The 14,390-nt window shown below is 64.7% G+C and carries 13 protein-coding genes; 9 read left to right on the top strand and 4 right to left on the bottom strand.

Features of this window, described 5'->3' with window-relative positions; genetic code table 11:
- Positions 1-13: 13 nt before the first annotated feature.
- Entirely contained in the window at positions 14-967 is a 954-nt protein-coding gene (locus tag ABS41_RS08195; RefSeq protein WP_290592768.1) for a Nudix family hydrolase, read from the top strand.
- A gap of 10 nt (positions 968-977) precedes the next feature.
- Here ABS41_RS08195 and coaE read toward each other — a convergent pair whose 3' ends face one another.
- From coaE to pilB, 4 genes are read right to left on the bottom strand one after another with little or no spacing between them, the layout of a single operon-like run.
- Positions 978-1,586, bottom strand: coding sequence for a dephospho-CoA kinase (coaE, locus tag ABS41_RS08190; protein ID WP_290592766.1), 609 nt, complete (start codon positions 1,584-1,586; stop codon positions 978-980).
- Positions 1,587-1,590: 4 nt separating this feature from the next.
- Complete coding sequence (locus tag ABS41_RS08185) at positions 1,591-2,457, bottom strand: A24 family peptidase (RefSeq protein ID WP_290592764.1); 867 nt, start codon at positions 2,455-2,457, stop codon at positions 1,591-1,593.
- Positions 2,458-2,463: 6 nt separating this feature from the next.
- Positions 2,464-3,717 carry a type II secretion system F family protein gene (locus ABS41_RS08180; RefSeq protein ID WP_290592761.1) on the bottom strand — a complete coding sequence of 418 codons (1,254 nt, stop codon included), beginning with the start codon at positions 3,715-3,717 and terminating at the stop codon, positions 2,464-2,466.
- Positions 3,718-3,720: 3 nt separating this feature from the next.
- A complete protein-coding gene (gene pilB / locus ABS41_RS08175) occupies positions 3,721-5,448 on the bottom strand; it encodes a type IV-A pilus assembly ATPase PilB (RefSeq protein ID WP_290592759.1) in 1,728 nt (575 codons plus the stop codon).
- A gap of 132 nt (positions 5,449-5,580) precedes the next feature.
- Between pilB and ABS41_RS08170 the strand changes: the two genes are divergently transcribed.
- From ABS41_RS08170 to ABS41_RS08135, 8 genes are all read left to right on the top strand, one after another.
- Positions 5,581-6,453 (top strand): glycosyltransferase family 2 protein, encoded by an 873-nt coding sequence (locus tag ABS41_RS08170; RefSeq protein ID WP_290592757.1) that lies wholly within the window; start codon positions 5,581-5,583, stop codon positions 6,451-6,453.
- Between the two features lie 2 nt (positions 6,454-6,455).
- Positions 6,456-7,574 (top strand): UDP-N-acetylglucosamine 2-epimerase, encoded by a 1,119-nt coding sequence (locus ABS41_RS08165; RefSeq protein WP_290592755.1) that lies wholly within the window; start codon positions 6,456-6,458, stop codon positions 7,572-7,574.
- On the top strand, positions 7,571-8,827 hold the full coding sequence (locus ABS41_RS08160; protein ID WP_290592753.1) for a hypothetical protein: 1,257 nt from the start codon (positions 7,571-7,573) through the stop codon (positions 8,825-8,827). The genes ABS41_RS08165 and ABS41_RS08160 overlap by 4 nt, the downstream gene beginning before the upstream one ends.
- Before the next feature lie 13 nt (positions 8,828-8,840).
- Positions 8,841-9,587, top strand: coding sequence for a class I SAM-dependent methyltransferase (locus ABS41_RS08155; RefSeq protein WP_290592751.1), 747 nt, complete (start codon positions 8,841-8,843; stop codon positions 9,585-9,587).
- Positions 9,584-10,309 (top strand): TylF/MycF/NovP-related O-methyltransferase, encoded by a 726-nt coding sequence (locus tag ABS41_RS08150; protein WP_290592749.1) that lies wholly within the window; start codon positions 9,584-9,586, stop codon positions 10,307-10,309. The genes ABS41_RS08155 and ABS41_RS08150 overlap by 4 nt, the downstream gene beginning before the upstream one ends.
- Before the next feature lie 188 nt (positions 10,310-10,497).
- Positions 10,498-11,313 carry a class I SAM-dependent methyltransferase gene (locus tag ABS41_RS08145; RefSeq protein WP_290592747.1) on the top strand — a complete coding sequence of 272 codons (816 nt, stop codon included), beginning with the start codon at positions 10,498-10,500 and terminating at the stop codon, positions 11,311-11,313.
- A 31-nt stretch (positions 11,314-11,344) separates the two neighbouring features.
- On the top strand, positions 11,345-13,255 hold the full coding sequence (gene asnB / locus ABS41_RS08140) for an asparagine synthase (glutamine-hydrolyzing) (protein ID WP_290592745.1): 1,911 nt from the start codon (positions 11,345-11,347) through the stop codon (positions 13,253-13,255).
- Positions 13,248-14,390 carry a glycosyltransferase family 4 protein gene (locus ABS41_RS08135; RefSeq protein WP_343123828.1) on the top strand — a complete coding sequence of 381 codons (1,143 nt, stop codon included), beginning with the start codon at positions 13,248-13,250 and terminating at the stop codon, positions 14,388-14,390. The genes asnB and ABS41_RS08135 overlap by 8 nt, the downstream gene beginning before the upstream one ends.

Genomic DNA, 14,390 nt, shown 5'->3' with positions numbered 1-14,390 from the left:
TTGAGCCGGACGCATGCCCGGAGACCGACCTAAGCCTCCCGTGCACGTGGTCGCGGCCGTCCTGAGGGACGCCCGCGGCCGCATCCTGTTGGCCCGGCGCACCGCCGGGCGCGACCTGGCCGGCGCCTGGGAATTCCCGGGCGGCAAGGTCGAGCCGGGCGAAACCCCGTTCCAGGCGCTCGAACGCGAGCTGCACGAGGAGCTGGGCATCCGCATCCAGGCTGCCGAGCCGCTGGTGTCGGTGCCGCAGGCCTACCCCGGCAAGCGCATCGTGCTCGATGTCTACGAGGTGCCGTCCTTCACCGGCACCGCCCGCGGCCTGGAGAAGCAGGCCCTGGCCTGGGCCCCGCCCGAGAAACTCGCCTCCTATCCGATGCCGCCCGCCGACCGGCCGGTGGTGGCGGCGCTGACGGCGCCGGCGCGCTACCTGATCAGCCCCGAGCCGGAGTCGGCGGCCTCCTTCCTTTTACGGCTCGACAAGGCGCTGGCCAACGGCGTCCGGCGCGTACAGCTGCGCGCCAAGGCCATGCCGGCCAAGGCGCTGGCCGAGCTGGCCATGGACGCGCGCACGCGCTGCCATGCCGCCGGGGCCGAGTTGCTGGTCAACGGCGAAGTGGCCGTGGCGGCCGAGCTGGGCATCGGCGTGCATCTCACCTCGAAGCAGCTGATGGGCTTGGCGGAGCGGCCCCTGCCGGCGGGCCAGCTCGTGGCGGCCTCCTGCCACGATGCCGACGAGCTGGCCCAGGCCGAGCGCTTGGGCCTGGATTTCGCCGTGCTGGGCCCGGTGCGCGCCACCGAGAGCCACCCGGGCGCCGCCACGCTGGGCTGGGAGGGTTTCTCCCGCCTGCGCGAGGGCGTTTCGCTGCCCATCTACGCCCTGGGCGGGATGCGGCCGCAGGATGTGGCCACGGCCCGGAGGCATGGCGGGCAGGGTGTGGCGGGCATCCGGGCTTTCTGGCCGAAGTAGCCCCGAGCTCCTACGGGGACGATTCCAGGTATCGGGCGTGCAAGCGCCGCACGGCGTCCTGCAGCTCGAACAGCCCCCCGTCGTTGATGATCACATCGTCGGCCAGCGCGAGCCGCTGGGCACGCGATGCCTGCGCCGCCACCATTCGCGCCGCCAGCGCCGCATCCACGCCGTCGCGCGCCTGCAGGCGGGCCAGTTGCACGGCTCCGGGCACGTCGACCACCAGGATGCGGCCCAGCCAGGGGTAGGCCGCGCGGCCGCCGCCCTCGGCGAGCAGGGGGATGGCGACCACGACGTAGGGCGAGGTGGCGGCCTCGCAGGCGGCGCGCAGCCAGGCGCGGATGGGCGGGTGCAGCAGGCCCTCGAGCGCCGTGCGGGCGGGCGGGTCGTTGAAGACGTGCTGGCGCATGGCCGCGCGGTCGATGCGGCCATCGGGGCCCAGGACCCCGGCCCCGAAATGCGCCACCACCGCCGCCAGCGTCGGCTGGCCGGGCTCGACCACGGCGCGTGCGGCGACATCGGCGTCGGCCACGGTGATGCCCAGGCGCTCGAACTCGCGGGTGGCCTCGGACTTGCCCGAGGCCACGCCGCCGGTCACCGCGACGACGAAGGCCGCCATGGCCTCAGTTCAGGCCGGACCAGTCGCGGTAGGCCTGCAGGATCTGCGGGCCCCACATCAGCTGCACCCAGCCGGCGGCGGCCAGGTAGGGGCCGAAGGGAATCGGGGTGGCGCGATCCTGGCCGCGCAGGGCCAGCCAGGCCGTGCCGACGATGGCGCCGATGAAGGACGACATCAGCACGATGGGCAGGATGCCGGCCACGCCGCACCAGGCGCCCAGGCCGGCCAGCAGCTTGAAGTCGCCGTGGCCCATGCCTTCCTTGCCGGTGAGCAGCTTGAAGCCCCAGTAGACGCTCCAGAGGCTCAGGTAGCCGGCCAGGGCGCCGAAGATGGCCTGCACCGGCGAAACGAACAGGGTCATCGTGGCCAGGCCCAGGCCCAGCCAGAGCAGCGGGTAGGTGAGCTGGTCGGGCAGCAGGGTGGTGCGCAGGTCGATGCCCGTCAGCGCCACCAGGAAGCCGCTGAAGGCCATGGCGGCCAGGGCCTCGGGGCCGAGGCCGAAGCGCAGCACGCAGGCGGCGAACATCAGGCCGGTGGCGAGTTCGACGATGGGGTACTGCCAGGAAATGGGCGTGCCGCAGCCGCGGCACTTGCCGCGCAGCAGGACGAAGCTGAGCAGGGGCAGGTTTTCCCAGGGCGCCAGCCTGTGGCCGCATTTGGGGCAGGCCGAACGCTGCACGACGATGCCGGGCGGGGCCGGCTCGTAGTGCTCCGGCACTTCCAGTATCTCGCGGGCGTCGCGCCGCCACTGCCACTCCAGCCGGGGCGGCAGCCGCAGGATGACCACGTTCAGGAAGCTGCCTACCAGCAGGCCGAAGAGCAGGGCGACGCCGGCCGCCAGCGCGGCCGAGTCCTGGAGCAGTTCGAGCATGCGCGCTTAGCCGACGGTGGCCGCGAGCTTGAAGATCGGCAGGTACATGCCGACCACCATGCCACCCACGAGCACGCCGATGACCACCATGATGAAGGGCTCGATCAGGCTGGCCAGGGCGTCGACGGAGTTGTTGACTTCCTGCTCGTAGAACTCGGCGACCTTGAGCAGCATGGTGTCGAGCGCGCCGGCCTCTTCGCCGATGGCGGTCATCGAGACCACCATGTGCGGGAAGATGCCGACCTGCTTCATGGCCACGTTGAGCTGGTAGCCCACCGACACGTCCTCGCGGATGCGCTTGACGGCGTCGTTGTAGACGATCGAACCGGTGGCGCCGGCCACGGTTTCCAGGGCCTCGACCAGGGGCACGCCGGCCTTGAAGGTGAGCGCCAGGGTGCGGGCGTAGCGGGCGATGGCGGACTGGTGGAGGATCTGGCCGATGACGGGGAGCTTGAGCATCAGGCGGTCTACCGTGCGCTCGAGGGCTGGGGAGCGCTTGTAGATGAAGATGAATCCACCGATTGAGCCGACCACGATCAGGAGGATGGCCCACCACCACTGCGTCAGGAAGCGCGAGGCGTTGACGATCATCTGGGTGAAGGCCGGCAGGTCAGCGCCGAAGCCCTTGAACACGTCCTCGAACTGCGGAACCACGTAGATCAGCAGGATGGCCGACACCAGGATGGCCACCGCCATGACCGCCGCGGGATAGAACAGGGCCTTCTTGATCTTGCCCTTCAGCGCCTCGGTGCGCTCCTTGTAGGTGGCGACCGTGTCGAGGACCGTGTCGAGCACACCCGCAGCTTCGCCCGCGCGGGTGAGGTTGCGGTAGAGCAGGTCGAACTGCACAGGGTGCCGGGCCATGGCCTCGCTCAGCGACGAACCACCCGCGATGTTGTCGCGGATGTCGGTGAGCATGTCGGCCATGCGCTGGTTCTTCTGGCCGGTGGCCAGGATCTCGAAGCTCTGCACCATCGGCACACCGGACTGCAGCATGGTGGCGATCTGGCGGCTGAAGATCGAGATCTCCTGGGCCGTGATCGCGCTGCCCGTCTTGCCAAAAAGTGGCTTGGACTTGGCCCGCACCACCGTCGGGTTGATGCCCTGCTTGCGCAGCTCCGCCTTGAGCAGGTTGGCGTTCTTGGACGTGGTTTCGCCCTTCATCTTCACGCCACGCTTGTCGGTACCCTCCCAGGTGAACTGCTGCATCTCGGAGGTACGCGTCGCGGGGGCTTTCGCTTTCGCAGCGGTGGTCGCCATGGCTTAGTCCTTGGTCACGCGGTTGACTTCGGCCAGGCTGGTGACGCCCTGCCTGGCCTTCCAAAGGGCGGATTGGCGCAGGTCGCGCACGCCGGCCGCCTGGCTGGCCTCCGCGATCTGCATGGCGTTGCCGCCCTCGAGGATAATCTTCTGGATGTTCTCGGCCATCGGCATCACCTGGTAGATGCCGACGCGGCCCTTGTAGCCGTCGTTGCAGTCTTCGCAGCCGACCGGCTCGTAGAGCGTGATGCCGGCCTTGACGTCCTCCGGCGAGAAGCCTTCCGCCAGCAGCGCGTTCTCGGGCAGCGTGATCGGCCGCTTGCAGCCATCGTGCAGGCGGCGCGCGAGGCGCTGGGCGATGATGATGGTGACCGACGAGGTGATGTTGTAGGGCGCGATACCCATGTTCATCAGTCGCGACACCGTCTGCGGGGCGTCGTTGGTGTGCAGGGTGGAGAGCACCAGGTGGCCGGTCTGGGCCGCCTTGACGGCGATCTCGGCGGTTTCGAGGTCGCGGATCTCGCCGACCATGATCACGTCCGGGTCCTGGCGCAGGAAGCTGCGCAGGGCCGCGGCAAAGGTCATGCCCTTCTTGGGGTTCATCTGCACCTGGTTGATGCCCGCGACGCGGATTTCGACCGGGTCCTCGGCGGTGGAGATGTTGCGTTCGTCGGTGTTGAGGATGTTCAGGCCGGTGTACAGCGACACGGTTTTACCGGAGCCCGTGGGGCCGGTGACCAGGATCATGCCGTAGGGCTTGGCCAGGGCGTCGAGATAAAGCTGCTTCTGGTCTTCCTCGTAGCCCAGCTTGTCGATGCCCAACTTGGCCGCGCTGCCGTCGAGCAGGCGCAGCACCACTTTCTCGCCGAAGAGGGTGGGGCAGGTGGACACGCGGAAGTCCATCTGCTTGGTCTTGCTGATGTTGAGCTTGATGCGGCCGTCCTGGGGCAGGCGGCGCTCGGCGATGTCGAGGGCGGCCATCACCTTCAGGCGGGCGGTGATGCGCGGGTGCAGCTTCACGGGTGCCTTGGCCACCGTGCGCAGGATGCCGTCCATGCGAAGGCGCACGCGGTACTCGGTTTCGTAGGGCTCGAAATGGATGTCCGAGGCGCCGCGCTTGATCGAGTCGAGCAGCACCTTGTTGACGAAGCGCACCACCGGGGTGTCGTCGCCGCCCTTGGCGTCGGCCAGGTTGTCGGAGGGCTCGTCGTCGCCGCCGCTGGATTCGAGGTTCTCGAGGCCCTCGTCGTCGCCCATGCCCGAGTCCATCGAGTCGCTGGCCGTCAGGGCCAGCTCGATGGTGCGGCGCAGGCGGTCCTCGTCGACCAGGATGGGCTCGACGGTGAGGTTGGCGGCGAACTTGATCTCGTCCAGCGCCCGGGTGTTGGTGGGGTCGGAGATACCCACGAACAGGCGGTTGCCGCGCTTGTACAGCGGCAGGGCCTGGTGCTTGTTGATCAGCTCCTCGCTGATGAGCTTGGTGGCGGCCTGCCCCAGGTCCAGGGCCGTGGCGTCGAACAGGGGCATGCCGAACTCGACGGCATTGGCCCCGGCGATCTGGGCCGAGCTGGCCAGCTTCTTTTCCAGCAGGTACTTGTGGACCGGCTGCTTGGCCTTGCTGGCTTCGTCCAGGGCCTTGCGCGCGTCGGCCTCGGCCAGGTGGCCGTCCAGCACCAGGCGCCGGGCAATGCCCGTGATCCCCACCAGGTTGGCAGTCGCGTTGGCGTTCACCCTTCCTCCCCGAGCCGCGCCTTCGCGGCCACTCTAACCCAAAACGCCGCCCCGGCCAGCCCCTCGGGCCCCGGTTCCCGCCGGCGGGCGTCCGTGTAAAGTACCCCAGAATCAGGCGGATCCGGGGAATTCATGAAAATCAGCATCATCCTCCCAGCCAAGAACGAGGCCGAGGGGTTGCGCCGGACATTGCCGGCTATCGCCGGGGTGCTGCCGGAGGTCGAGGTGATCGTGGTCGACGACGGCTCGACGGACGAGACCGCCGAGGTGGCGCGGGCGGCCGGGGCGAGGGTGCTCAGCTCCCCGTACTCGATGGGGAACGGGGCGGCGATCAAGCGCGGGGCGCGGGCCGCCACGGGGGAGGTGCTGGTTTTCATGGACGCCGATGGGCAGCATGACCCGGCGCATATCCCGATGCTGCTGGCCCGGCTCGACGAGGGTTACGACATGGTCGTAGGTGCCCGGGACGGCTCGGGGCAGGCCAGTGTCGGCCGCGGGCTGGCCAACGGGCTATACAACCGGCTGGCGTCCTGGATGACGGGGCACGAGATCAAGGATCTGACGTCGGGGTTCCGGGTGGCCAAGGCCGAGCGGTTCCGGGAGTTCCTGCACCTGCTGCCCAATGGGTTCAGTTACCCGACGACCAGCACGATGGCGTTTTTCAGGAGCGCCTATCCGGTGGACTATGTGCCGGTGGACGTGGGCCGCAGGGTGGGCACGGCCAGCCATATCCGGCCCGTGCGGGATGGATTGAGGTTTCTGCTGATCATTTTTCGGATTGCGACGCTGTTTTCGCCTCTCAAGCTTTTCCTGCCCGCCTCGCTCTCGTTCCTCCTTGCAGGAGCTGGGCACTATCTTTTCACGTACCTGACGATGGGCCGCTTCACAAATATGAGCGCCTTGTTGCTGAGTGCAGCCGTGATCGTCTTCCTCATCGGGTTGGTGTCGGAGCAGATCACGTCGCTTACCTACCTGTCGGCTCAGGGCAACCGCAGACAGGAATGAACATGCGAAGGCAGGACGTCCTAGTGCTCGTAGGTACCAAGGCCCAGTTCATCAAGACAGCGCCGGTGCTGATCGCCATGGACAAAGTGGGAGTGAAGTATCGGTTGGTCTATACCGGGCAGCACTCAGAGACGTTCGGCGAACTTGAGCGGGCGTTCGGTGTGGCACCCGCAGTGGATATCCTGGTTCCGGGCGTCGAAGCGGATACGGCCCCTGGCCTGGTGGGTTGGGCATGCAGATTCCTTGTCGCCGCTTACTCGAGGATCCGGAAAGGAGAATGGAGGGGCTTCACGGCGGGCGTCGTGCACGGAGATACTGCGTCGACACTGCTGTCGGCAATCATGCTCAGGCTCGCGGGAATACCCGTGGCGCACGTTGAGGCTGGATTGCGGTCCCCCAGGCTCTGGTCGCCCTTTCCCGAAGAATTAATCCGCCGCTTGGTTTCGCGGGCGACCTCGGTCCACTTTGCGCCGGATCAAACGGCAGTCAATAACCTTATCGGCTCGTCCGGTGAAGTCATCGATACCGGGGGCAATACGTTGGCCGACTCCCTGAAACTGGCGCTTGATAAATGCGCTGCGTCGAGGTCCCCGCCGCGCGGCCGGGAGCGCCCCTATGCCATCGTGTCACTGCACCGTAGCGAAAACCTTGGTTCACGGGCTCGCCTCAACGTACTCATGGAAGAGGTTGCACTGGCGTCGAGGACTGTCAGGTTGAAGTTTGTGCTCCATCCGGTCACGCGGGTGAAGCTTGCCCGGGTGGGCTGGTTGGCGAAGTTGGAGTCCGAGCCCGGAATGGAGCTTGTCGAACGAACCGATTACGTGACCTTCATTGATTGGCTCGGGGGCGCGAGGTTCCTGCTCACCGACGGCGGCAGCAATCAGGAGGAGGCAGCCATGCTTGGCATTCCGACCTTGTTGCTGCGGACCGAGACCGAGCGTCAGGATGGGATCGATACCGGCGTGGTTCAGGTTTCCGGCTTGGACCGGCAACGGATCAGGGATTTCGTGGGCAGCCACGCATCGTTCGCTTGGGAGCCTGCACTGAGGCTTCCTGTCGATTCACCATCGATGGCCATCGCGGAACGTCTCGCCAAGCCAATCGGGAAACTGGTGGAATGAACGCGAGTAGTTCGTCGGCTGGCGGACTGGTCAACAGCACGCTCCGCGTAATCTGGTGGAACGGGCTGCGTCTGCTGGTCCAGCTCGGCTGGATGGTTGCCTTGGCGCATTGGCTAGGCGTTAATCAGTATGGCGCATTCATCGGCGTCGCCAGTCTTGGGGTCGCCGCGGGCGGGTTTGCCGGCCTTGGCATGGGTTTGAAGATGTACCGGGACGTAGCGACCGGATCAGTCACCGTCGCGCAAATGTGGGGGCGTGTCCTCGGGGTGATGGCATGGAGCTCAATGGGGCTTTTCGCTGCCGCGCTGCTCGTAGCGGACTTGGTCCTGGACTTGGCGACGACGTTCGAGTTCCAAGTTCTGGCCTACCTGTTGTTCTCGGAGGTGGTGGTAGCGCCGATTGCAACCCAGATTGCCTTTGCGTATGCAAGCGTTGGCGACATGGGGCGGTCCGCCGCCGTGCCGGTCGTCTTGGCCGGCGCCCGGCTTGTAGCCCTGATAATGCTTCCAAGTGGCGTTGGCCTGCATGGCGTTGCACTGGCGCACCTTGCTGCAACCGTGGCCGGCGTCTACTTCGTGGTCATGCGCTCGGGTGCGCGGCTTGGTGTGGGCTGGCGCATGTCGGGGACCAGCCGATCCGAAGTGTTGGACGCGCTGTCATACTCGAGTCTGTGGGCCAGTGGGTTGGCTGTGGGGTCGCTGGACAAGTCGCTCGCATTGAAGTGGGGTGGTGAAACGGCGGCAGGCCACTACTCCGTTGGCCAGCGACTTGCTGCGATCGCCTCCATCCCGGTGGAGGCGATTTCAGCTGCGGCTTTGCCTCGGTTGTTCCGTGGGCACGACGCGGGCCTTTCCGATGGGGTTCGCATCGGGGTCATGGCGTCCCTGGCGGCGCTCTACGGCGTGGCCGCCGGCGCGGTGGTCTGGGTCGCGGCACCATTCGTTGTGGTTGTGCTTGGACCCGCGTTCAGCGCCATTGCGGGTTTGGGTGCATGGATGGCGGCTTACGTACTGCTCTACTGCGTGCGGGTGGTTGCAGCATCAGTCCTGTTGGGACGTGGCCATATCGCCTGGAGGACAGCCTGCGAGGCGGCCTCGCTGGTCGTATTCGCCTTGCTGGCAATGAGCCTCGCTCCTGCCCGCGGGGCAGTCGGTGCAATGGCCGCCCTGGTTTCGATGGAAGCATTCATGGCGGCGCTATTCTGGGCAAGGATACTTTGGCCAGGTCGCCGGGAGTCGGTTAGTGCCGCATAACCATTTGCACAACATGCGCAGCCACGAGTTGAGGGTTGCACTGACCCTGCTCCCTCCTGTCAGGGACAACGGCAATGCACCTAGGCTGCTTGAGCTCGGGGCTGGGACCGGCTTTCAGGCCGCATGCCTCTCTTCCATGGGCTATCGGGTGAGCGCCGTAGAACTGGCAACCAGCGCGTACTCGGGGTCGCGGGTATTCGAAGTCGTGGACTACGACGGGAAACGCCTTCCATTCGATGACTCCTCCTTTGACATCGTGTTCAGTTCTAACGTACTGGAGCACGTATCGGATCTTGTCGGGCTGATGTCGGAGATTCGTCGAGTCCTCGCGCCGTCGGGGGTGGCGGTGCACGTGCTTCCGACCCCTGCATGGCGTCTTTGGACAACTGTCGCTCACCCCGTGTGGGTTATCAGCCGGATTCTTAGGCGTCTCAGGCGGCCGGATGTTGGTCCTGGGATGGAGGGCGGCGGTGGCCTGAGTCGGAGGATGGTCGACGATCTGCTCCCTTCGCGGCATGGCGAGCGGGGTAACGTGTTCACGGAAACTATCTATTTCTCGAGGTGGTGGTGGCGGCGGTGCTTTGAGGCCAATGGATTCGAAGTTCAGGCGGAGCGCCCTGCTGGCATCCTCTATTCGGGCTGTATGGTGCTGGGAAGCTCGTGGGGCATTGAAAGCAGGGTCGGGTTCTCGCGTTGGTTCGGATCATCGTGCCGAATATTCAAGTTGGCGGTGGGTCAGCAGTTGGGGGAGAAGAAATGATCGGACGATTCAAACGAGCGGTGCGTGCATTTCGCCAGGGTGACCCATGGCCGGATGTCGATGGCTGGCAGCGCGAGATCGCCGCCAAAGTCGCGCCGTACACGATGGCGAGCTTTGAGCAGGCGCTGGCGACGATTGCGGCAGTGGCGTACATCCATCGTGCGGGCGTTCCGGGCGATTTCGTGGAATGTGGCGTTTGGCGAGGCGGCCAATCGATGGCCGCAATTCTGACCCTTCAGCGCCTCGGCGGAGCGAGGGATATCCACTTGTTCGACACATTCGAAGGTATGACGCCGCCGGACGATGTCGATGTCGATTTCACGGGAAAGCCAGCCAGCAGCGTCCACCAGAAGCTCGCGGTGCGTGCCAAGGGTGAAAGATGGTGCGAGGCAAGTCAGGAGGAAGTTCGTGAGAACATCGGATCGCTGGGCTATCCGATGGAGCGTGTGCATTTCTGGCGCGGCGACGTTCGCGACACTATTCCCGAGGCGGCGCCAGAACAGGTCGCTTTCCTAAGGCTGGACACCGACTGGTACGAATCCACCCTGCACGAGCTCGAGCACCTGTACCCAAGGGTGCCTAAGGGAGGCGTGGTGACAGTCGATGACTATGGGCATTGGCAGGGGGCGCGCAAGGCGACGGATGAATACCTGGGTCGCTCGGGCGCGATGCCGCTGCTCTACCGGATTGATTACACGGGCCGACAGTGGGTGAAAGCTTGAGCCCCAACACGAAACTTTCTGAGCACGCTTTGGCGCGGCTGCGCGATCCGAAGACCGGTGTGCCATTGGTCCAGTCTGAAGATGGATTTCTGCATTCTTCGGATGGGGGCGGCTACCCGGTCGTGGGGCACATCCCACGGTTCGTGGGTTCGGGGAACTACGCCAACGCGTTTGGCAAGCAATGGCTGATGTTCGCGAAAACCCAGTTGGACTCCTATACGGGGCTGAGCTTGTCAGCAGAACGACTCGAGCGTTGCTTGGGCCACCCGATTGGCCGCTTGGAGGGTCTGCGCGTTCTCGAGGCGGGGTCGGGTGCGGGCCGGTTCACGGAGCTCCTCCTCAAGGCCGGGGCCTGGGTCGACTCCTTCGACTACTCCAACGCGGTCGAGGCCAACTGGAAGAACAACGGTGGCAACGAGCGCCTCGTGCTTGTCCAAGCAGATGTCCGGCGGATGCCCTTCCCGGCGGAAGCCTATGACCTCGTGGTCTGCCTTGGGGTCGTCCAGCACACGCCGGATCCTGACGAAACAGTACGCAGCCTCTGGTCGCGTGTGAGGCCTGGCGGCAGGCTGGTTTTCGACCATTACCGGAGGAAAGTCAGGAACTACCTTCCCCCTCCCTTGGGCGTGGCGGGGATGGTCTACCGGTGGTACTTCCTCGCGCTTCCCGAGGAGAAACAGTTCGACGCCGTGAAGCGCGTGTTCGATTTCTGGTTCCCGGTCATCTGGAAGTTCCGCAGGAGCCGGCTGGCCCAATTCCTTCTCAGCAGGCTTACACCCATCGTCAATTACTGGCCGCATTTTGGGCTACGCGATCGCGATATGTATTACGAATGGATGCTGCTCGACACACACGATGCCATGACCGACGTGTACAAGCATCGACGTACCTCCGGTGAACTCAGGCGGCTTCTCCATACCCTAGGCGCCGAGGACGTACGAACCAGGCACGCTGGGAACGGTGTCGAGGTTGCCTGTCGAAAGCCGGTCCACGTCCAGGCATGAATGACCCTCTCCAAAGGCCGGGGAAACGAGGATGTGCGGCATAGCAGGCGTACTGGGCCCGGGATCGACCTCCCCGGACACATTGGTGGCCATGGCAAGGGCACTTGCGCACCGAGGGCCGGACGGACAGGGCATTTGGCAGGATGCTGGCGCAGGCGTGGCGTTCGTCCATCGGCGGTTGGCCATCCTGGACCTGTCCGAAGCGGGCTCCCAACCGATGCTCGACCGGGAGGGGCGGTGGGCCATCAGTTTCAATGGCGAGATCTACAACCACCAATCGCTTCGCAAGGCGTTGGGCGGTCATTCCCAAGCCTGGCGGGGAACGTCGGACACGGAGGTCTTGCTTCGTGCGATCGCGGATTGGGGGGTCGAATCCGCATTGGTGCGCTGCGAAGGCATGTTCGCGTTGGCTGCCTGGGATCGAATCAATGGCGAGTTGTTCCTCGCCCGGGACAAGACGGGCGAACGACCTCTTTACGTTGGCTGGCTGGGTGGAGATATCGTTTTCGGCTCCGAGCTCAAGGCCTTGCGATGCCATCCCTCGTGGCGTGGTGGCATGGTCGAGAAAGCAGTGCATTCATTGCTCAGATGGGGGTTCATTCCTTCTCCCCTTTCGATCCATCCCGCGGTCTACAAGATCCCTCCGGGCACGCTCCTTCGCTTGAAGCTTGGTGATGCTGGGTCTGCTTGGGACCTTGTCACTTTCCAGTGCCGGCTAAAGAACTATTGGTCACTCGCCAGCATCGTCGATGAGGCGGCCCGCTCGCCGTGGGAAGGAGGGTTGGATGAGGCCGCCGGTGAGGCCCAGCGTCTGCTGGACGCGTCAGTTCGATCGCGGATGAACGCCGATGTCCCGGTTGGCGCACTTCTTTCGGGTGGCATTGACTCCTCGCTTGTCGTTGAGTCGATGCAAAGACAGGCCTCAGGACGCGTTCAGACGTTTTGTGTCGGCTTCGACGAGGCGGGCCTCGATGAATCGGAGGTTTCGCAGAGGGTGGCCAGACTACTCGGCACCGAGCACCACATCCTTCGCTTGCCTAGCCATGCCGCAATGGATCTCGTCCCATCGATGGCAGAAATCTATGACGAGCCCTTCGCGGACATGGCCCAGTTGCCTGCCGTCCTCGTAGGAAGGGCCATTCGCGAACACGTTACGGTTGCCCTCACCGGGGATGGCGGCGACGAGCTCTTCGGTGGGTACCAGCGATATCTCGATTGCGAGGATGCGTGGCGAATTGCCTCGGCGCTGCCAACGCCGGTAGTTCGCTGCCTGGAGGGGCTGCTCCGTGCCGTTGGAAGGATGGTTTCCCCTGGCCTGGGGCGACTGCCTCAGCGAGCGAACAGGTTGGTGGATCGCTTGCGGGAGAAGGAATTCGGGGCCTTCTACGAAGCTTGGCTCGCATTCCCTGGTTCGGGCAGGGTCCTCTCATCCCCGTGCCGGTCGACGCTTGCATCCCACGTCCGGGAGTGGCCGCGCAAGTCGCTGACGCCAGGTGAGAGCATGCGCTATTTGGATCAATCGACCGTTCTCGCGGACGGTATACACACTAAGCTCGATCGATCGAGCATGGCCAGTGGCCTGGAGTTGCGCGTCCCGTTGCTCGACTCTGCGATACTTTCGTTCTCATGGGGCCTCGCCGATGAATTGGTTAGGCGCGACGGCGCTGGAAAGCCTGTGTTGCGGCGAATGCTATCAAGACACCTTCCGCCCGAAGTCTCGGAGCGTCGCAAGCACGGGTTCGACGTGCCGGTGAGCGCTTGGCTCCGGGGCGGTCTGAGGTCCTGGGCAGAGGAGTTGATTTCTGGTGCCGGCGACATCCCGGGACTAGATAAAGCCGGGCTCCGCCGGTTGTACGACGACCACCTTTCCGGAAGATTGGATGCAGGACATGCCCTGTGGGCGGCACTGATGGTCATCGCCTGGCGCCAACACAATGACTGACAGAGCCCTGAGGATTCTAGCGATTGCGAATCTGCCACCCTTCGTGCTTGGTGGGGCGGAGAACCAGACGGCACGTATGGTGGATGCCTGGGTCGATGCCGGAGCCTGCGTGATGGTCGCCGGTCACGCTTTGCCAGAAGGTTCGGTGGCGGTGGGAAGGAACCGTGTCCCTACCAGAAGGATCAAGGTGTGGCGAGGTCTCGGGCGCGCTGGTCGTGCCGCCTCGTATTTCCTCTCGATACTTGGATTGGTTCTGTCACTCAGAGATAAGGTGGATGTGGTTTATTGCCGTGGCCTAGGTGATGCCGTTGTTTCGATCGCGGTACTCAAGTCCCTGCGTCTTTGTCGCTGGCCGGTTCTGGCATGTCCCATCAATGCCCGTGGTTCGGGTGATGTCTCCTACATCAGGTCGATTCCCGGGTGGCGATGGATTGCGCGGCGAATCGATCGGCATATCGAGGCGATAAACCTTATCAACGGATTGGTGGAGGAGGAGTTGGATTCGATCGGGATCCGTTCGCCGGAGATTTCCAGGGTTCCAAATGGAATCGCCCTTTCCGCGCCGGTGGAGCGCGGCGCACCAGGATTGCGGAGGCTCGTTTGGACCGGGCGACTAGAAAAGCAGAAGGGACTGGATCTGTTGTTCATCGCTCTGGCGGCGCTTCCGAGTCGCCTGCCTGAATGGCGGCTCCGGCTATATGGAGACGGTCCATTGAAGCAGGAGTTGGTTTCGCAGCTTAAGTCGCTCGGGCTCAGGGACTTGGTGACGATCCATGACAGCGTGCCTCGCGAAGCTGTCAGAGGGCTCCTTGCCGACAGCGACGCGTTCGTGCTGCCGTCCCGGTACGAGGGCATGTCAAACTCTGCAATCGAGGCCATGGAGGCTGGACTGCCCGTGATATGCACGCGATGTGGCGGGATTGATGACTTCGTCGGGAGTGCAGCGGGCTGGGTCTGCGAGCCGGACTCGGTTGAATCGTTGAGACTTGCCCTCGAGAGAGCGCTTCTGGCTCCACCTTCGGACTGGCTGGAGAAAGGAGTAAACGCGCGGCGAATAGTGGAGCGCCACCTGTCAATAGCTACGACGGCTGGCGGAAACCTTGCGATCATGCGGCGCCTGGCTGCCGGGTGCTGA

It is taken from the genome of Arenimonas sp. SCN 70-307, from assembly GCF_001724815.1.
Classification (GTDB): domain Bacteria; phylum Pseudomonadota; class Gammaproteobacteria; order Xanthomonadales; family Xanthomonadaceae; genus Arenimonas.
Note: the sequence above shows the minus strand (reverse complement) of the source record. Positions and strands in the feature narration are given on the sequence as shown.

Bases quoted from the DNA above. Each gene is read 5' to 3' on its own strand.
- ABS41_RS08195 (WP_290592768.1), top strand. From the start codon at position 14: ATGCCCGGAGACCGACCTAAGCCTCCCGTGCACGTGGTCGCGGCCGTC.
- coaE (WP_290592766.1), bottom strand. From the start codon at position 1,586: ATGGCGGCCTTCGTCGTCGCGGTGACCGGCGGCGTGGCCTCGGGCAAG.
- ABS41_RS08185 (WP_290592764.1), bottom strand. From the start codon at position 2,457: ATGCTCGAACTGCTCCAGGACTCGGCCGCGCTGGCGGCCGGCGTCGCC.
- ABS41_RS08180 (WP_290592761.1), bottom strand. From the start codon at position 3,717: ATGGCGACCACCGCTGCGAAAGCGAAAGCCCCCGCGACGCGTACCTCC.
- ABS41_RS08170 (WP_290592757.1), top strand. From the start codon at position 5,581: ATGAAAATCAGCATCATCCTCCCAGCCAAGAACGAGGCCGAGGGGTTG.
- ABS41_RS08165 (WP_290592755.1), top strand. From the start codon at position 6,456: ATGCGAAGGCAGGACGTCCTAGTGCTCGTAGGTACCAAGGCCCAGTTC.
- ABS41_RS08160 (WP_290592753.1), top strand. From the start codon at position 7,571: ATGAACGCGAGTAGTTCGTCGGCTGGCGGACTGGTCAACAGCACGCTC.
- ABS41_RS08155 (WP_290592751.1), top strand. From the start codon at position 8,841: ATGCGCAGCCACGAGTTGAGGGTTGCACTGACCCTGCTCCCTCCTGTC.
- ABS41_RS08150 (WP_290592749.1), top strand. From the start codon at position 9,584: ATGATCGGACGATTCAAACGAGCGGTGCGTGCATTTCGCCAGGGTGAC.
- ABS41_RS08145 (WP_290592747.1), top strand. From the start codon at position 10,498: ATGTTCGCGAAAACCCAGTTGGACTCCTATACGGGGCTGAGCTTGTCA.
- asnB (WP_290592745.1), top strand. From the start codon at position 11,345: ATGTGCGGCATAGCAGGCGTACTGGGCCCGGGATCGACCTCCCCGGAC.
- ABS41_RS08135 (WP_343123828.1), top strand. From the start codon at position 13,248: ATGACTGACAGAGCCCTGAGGATTCTAGCGATTGCGAATCTGCCACCC.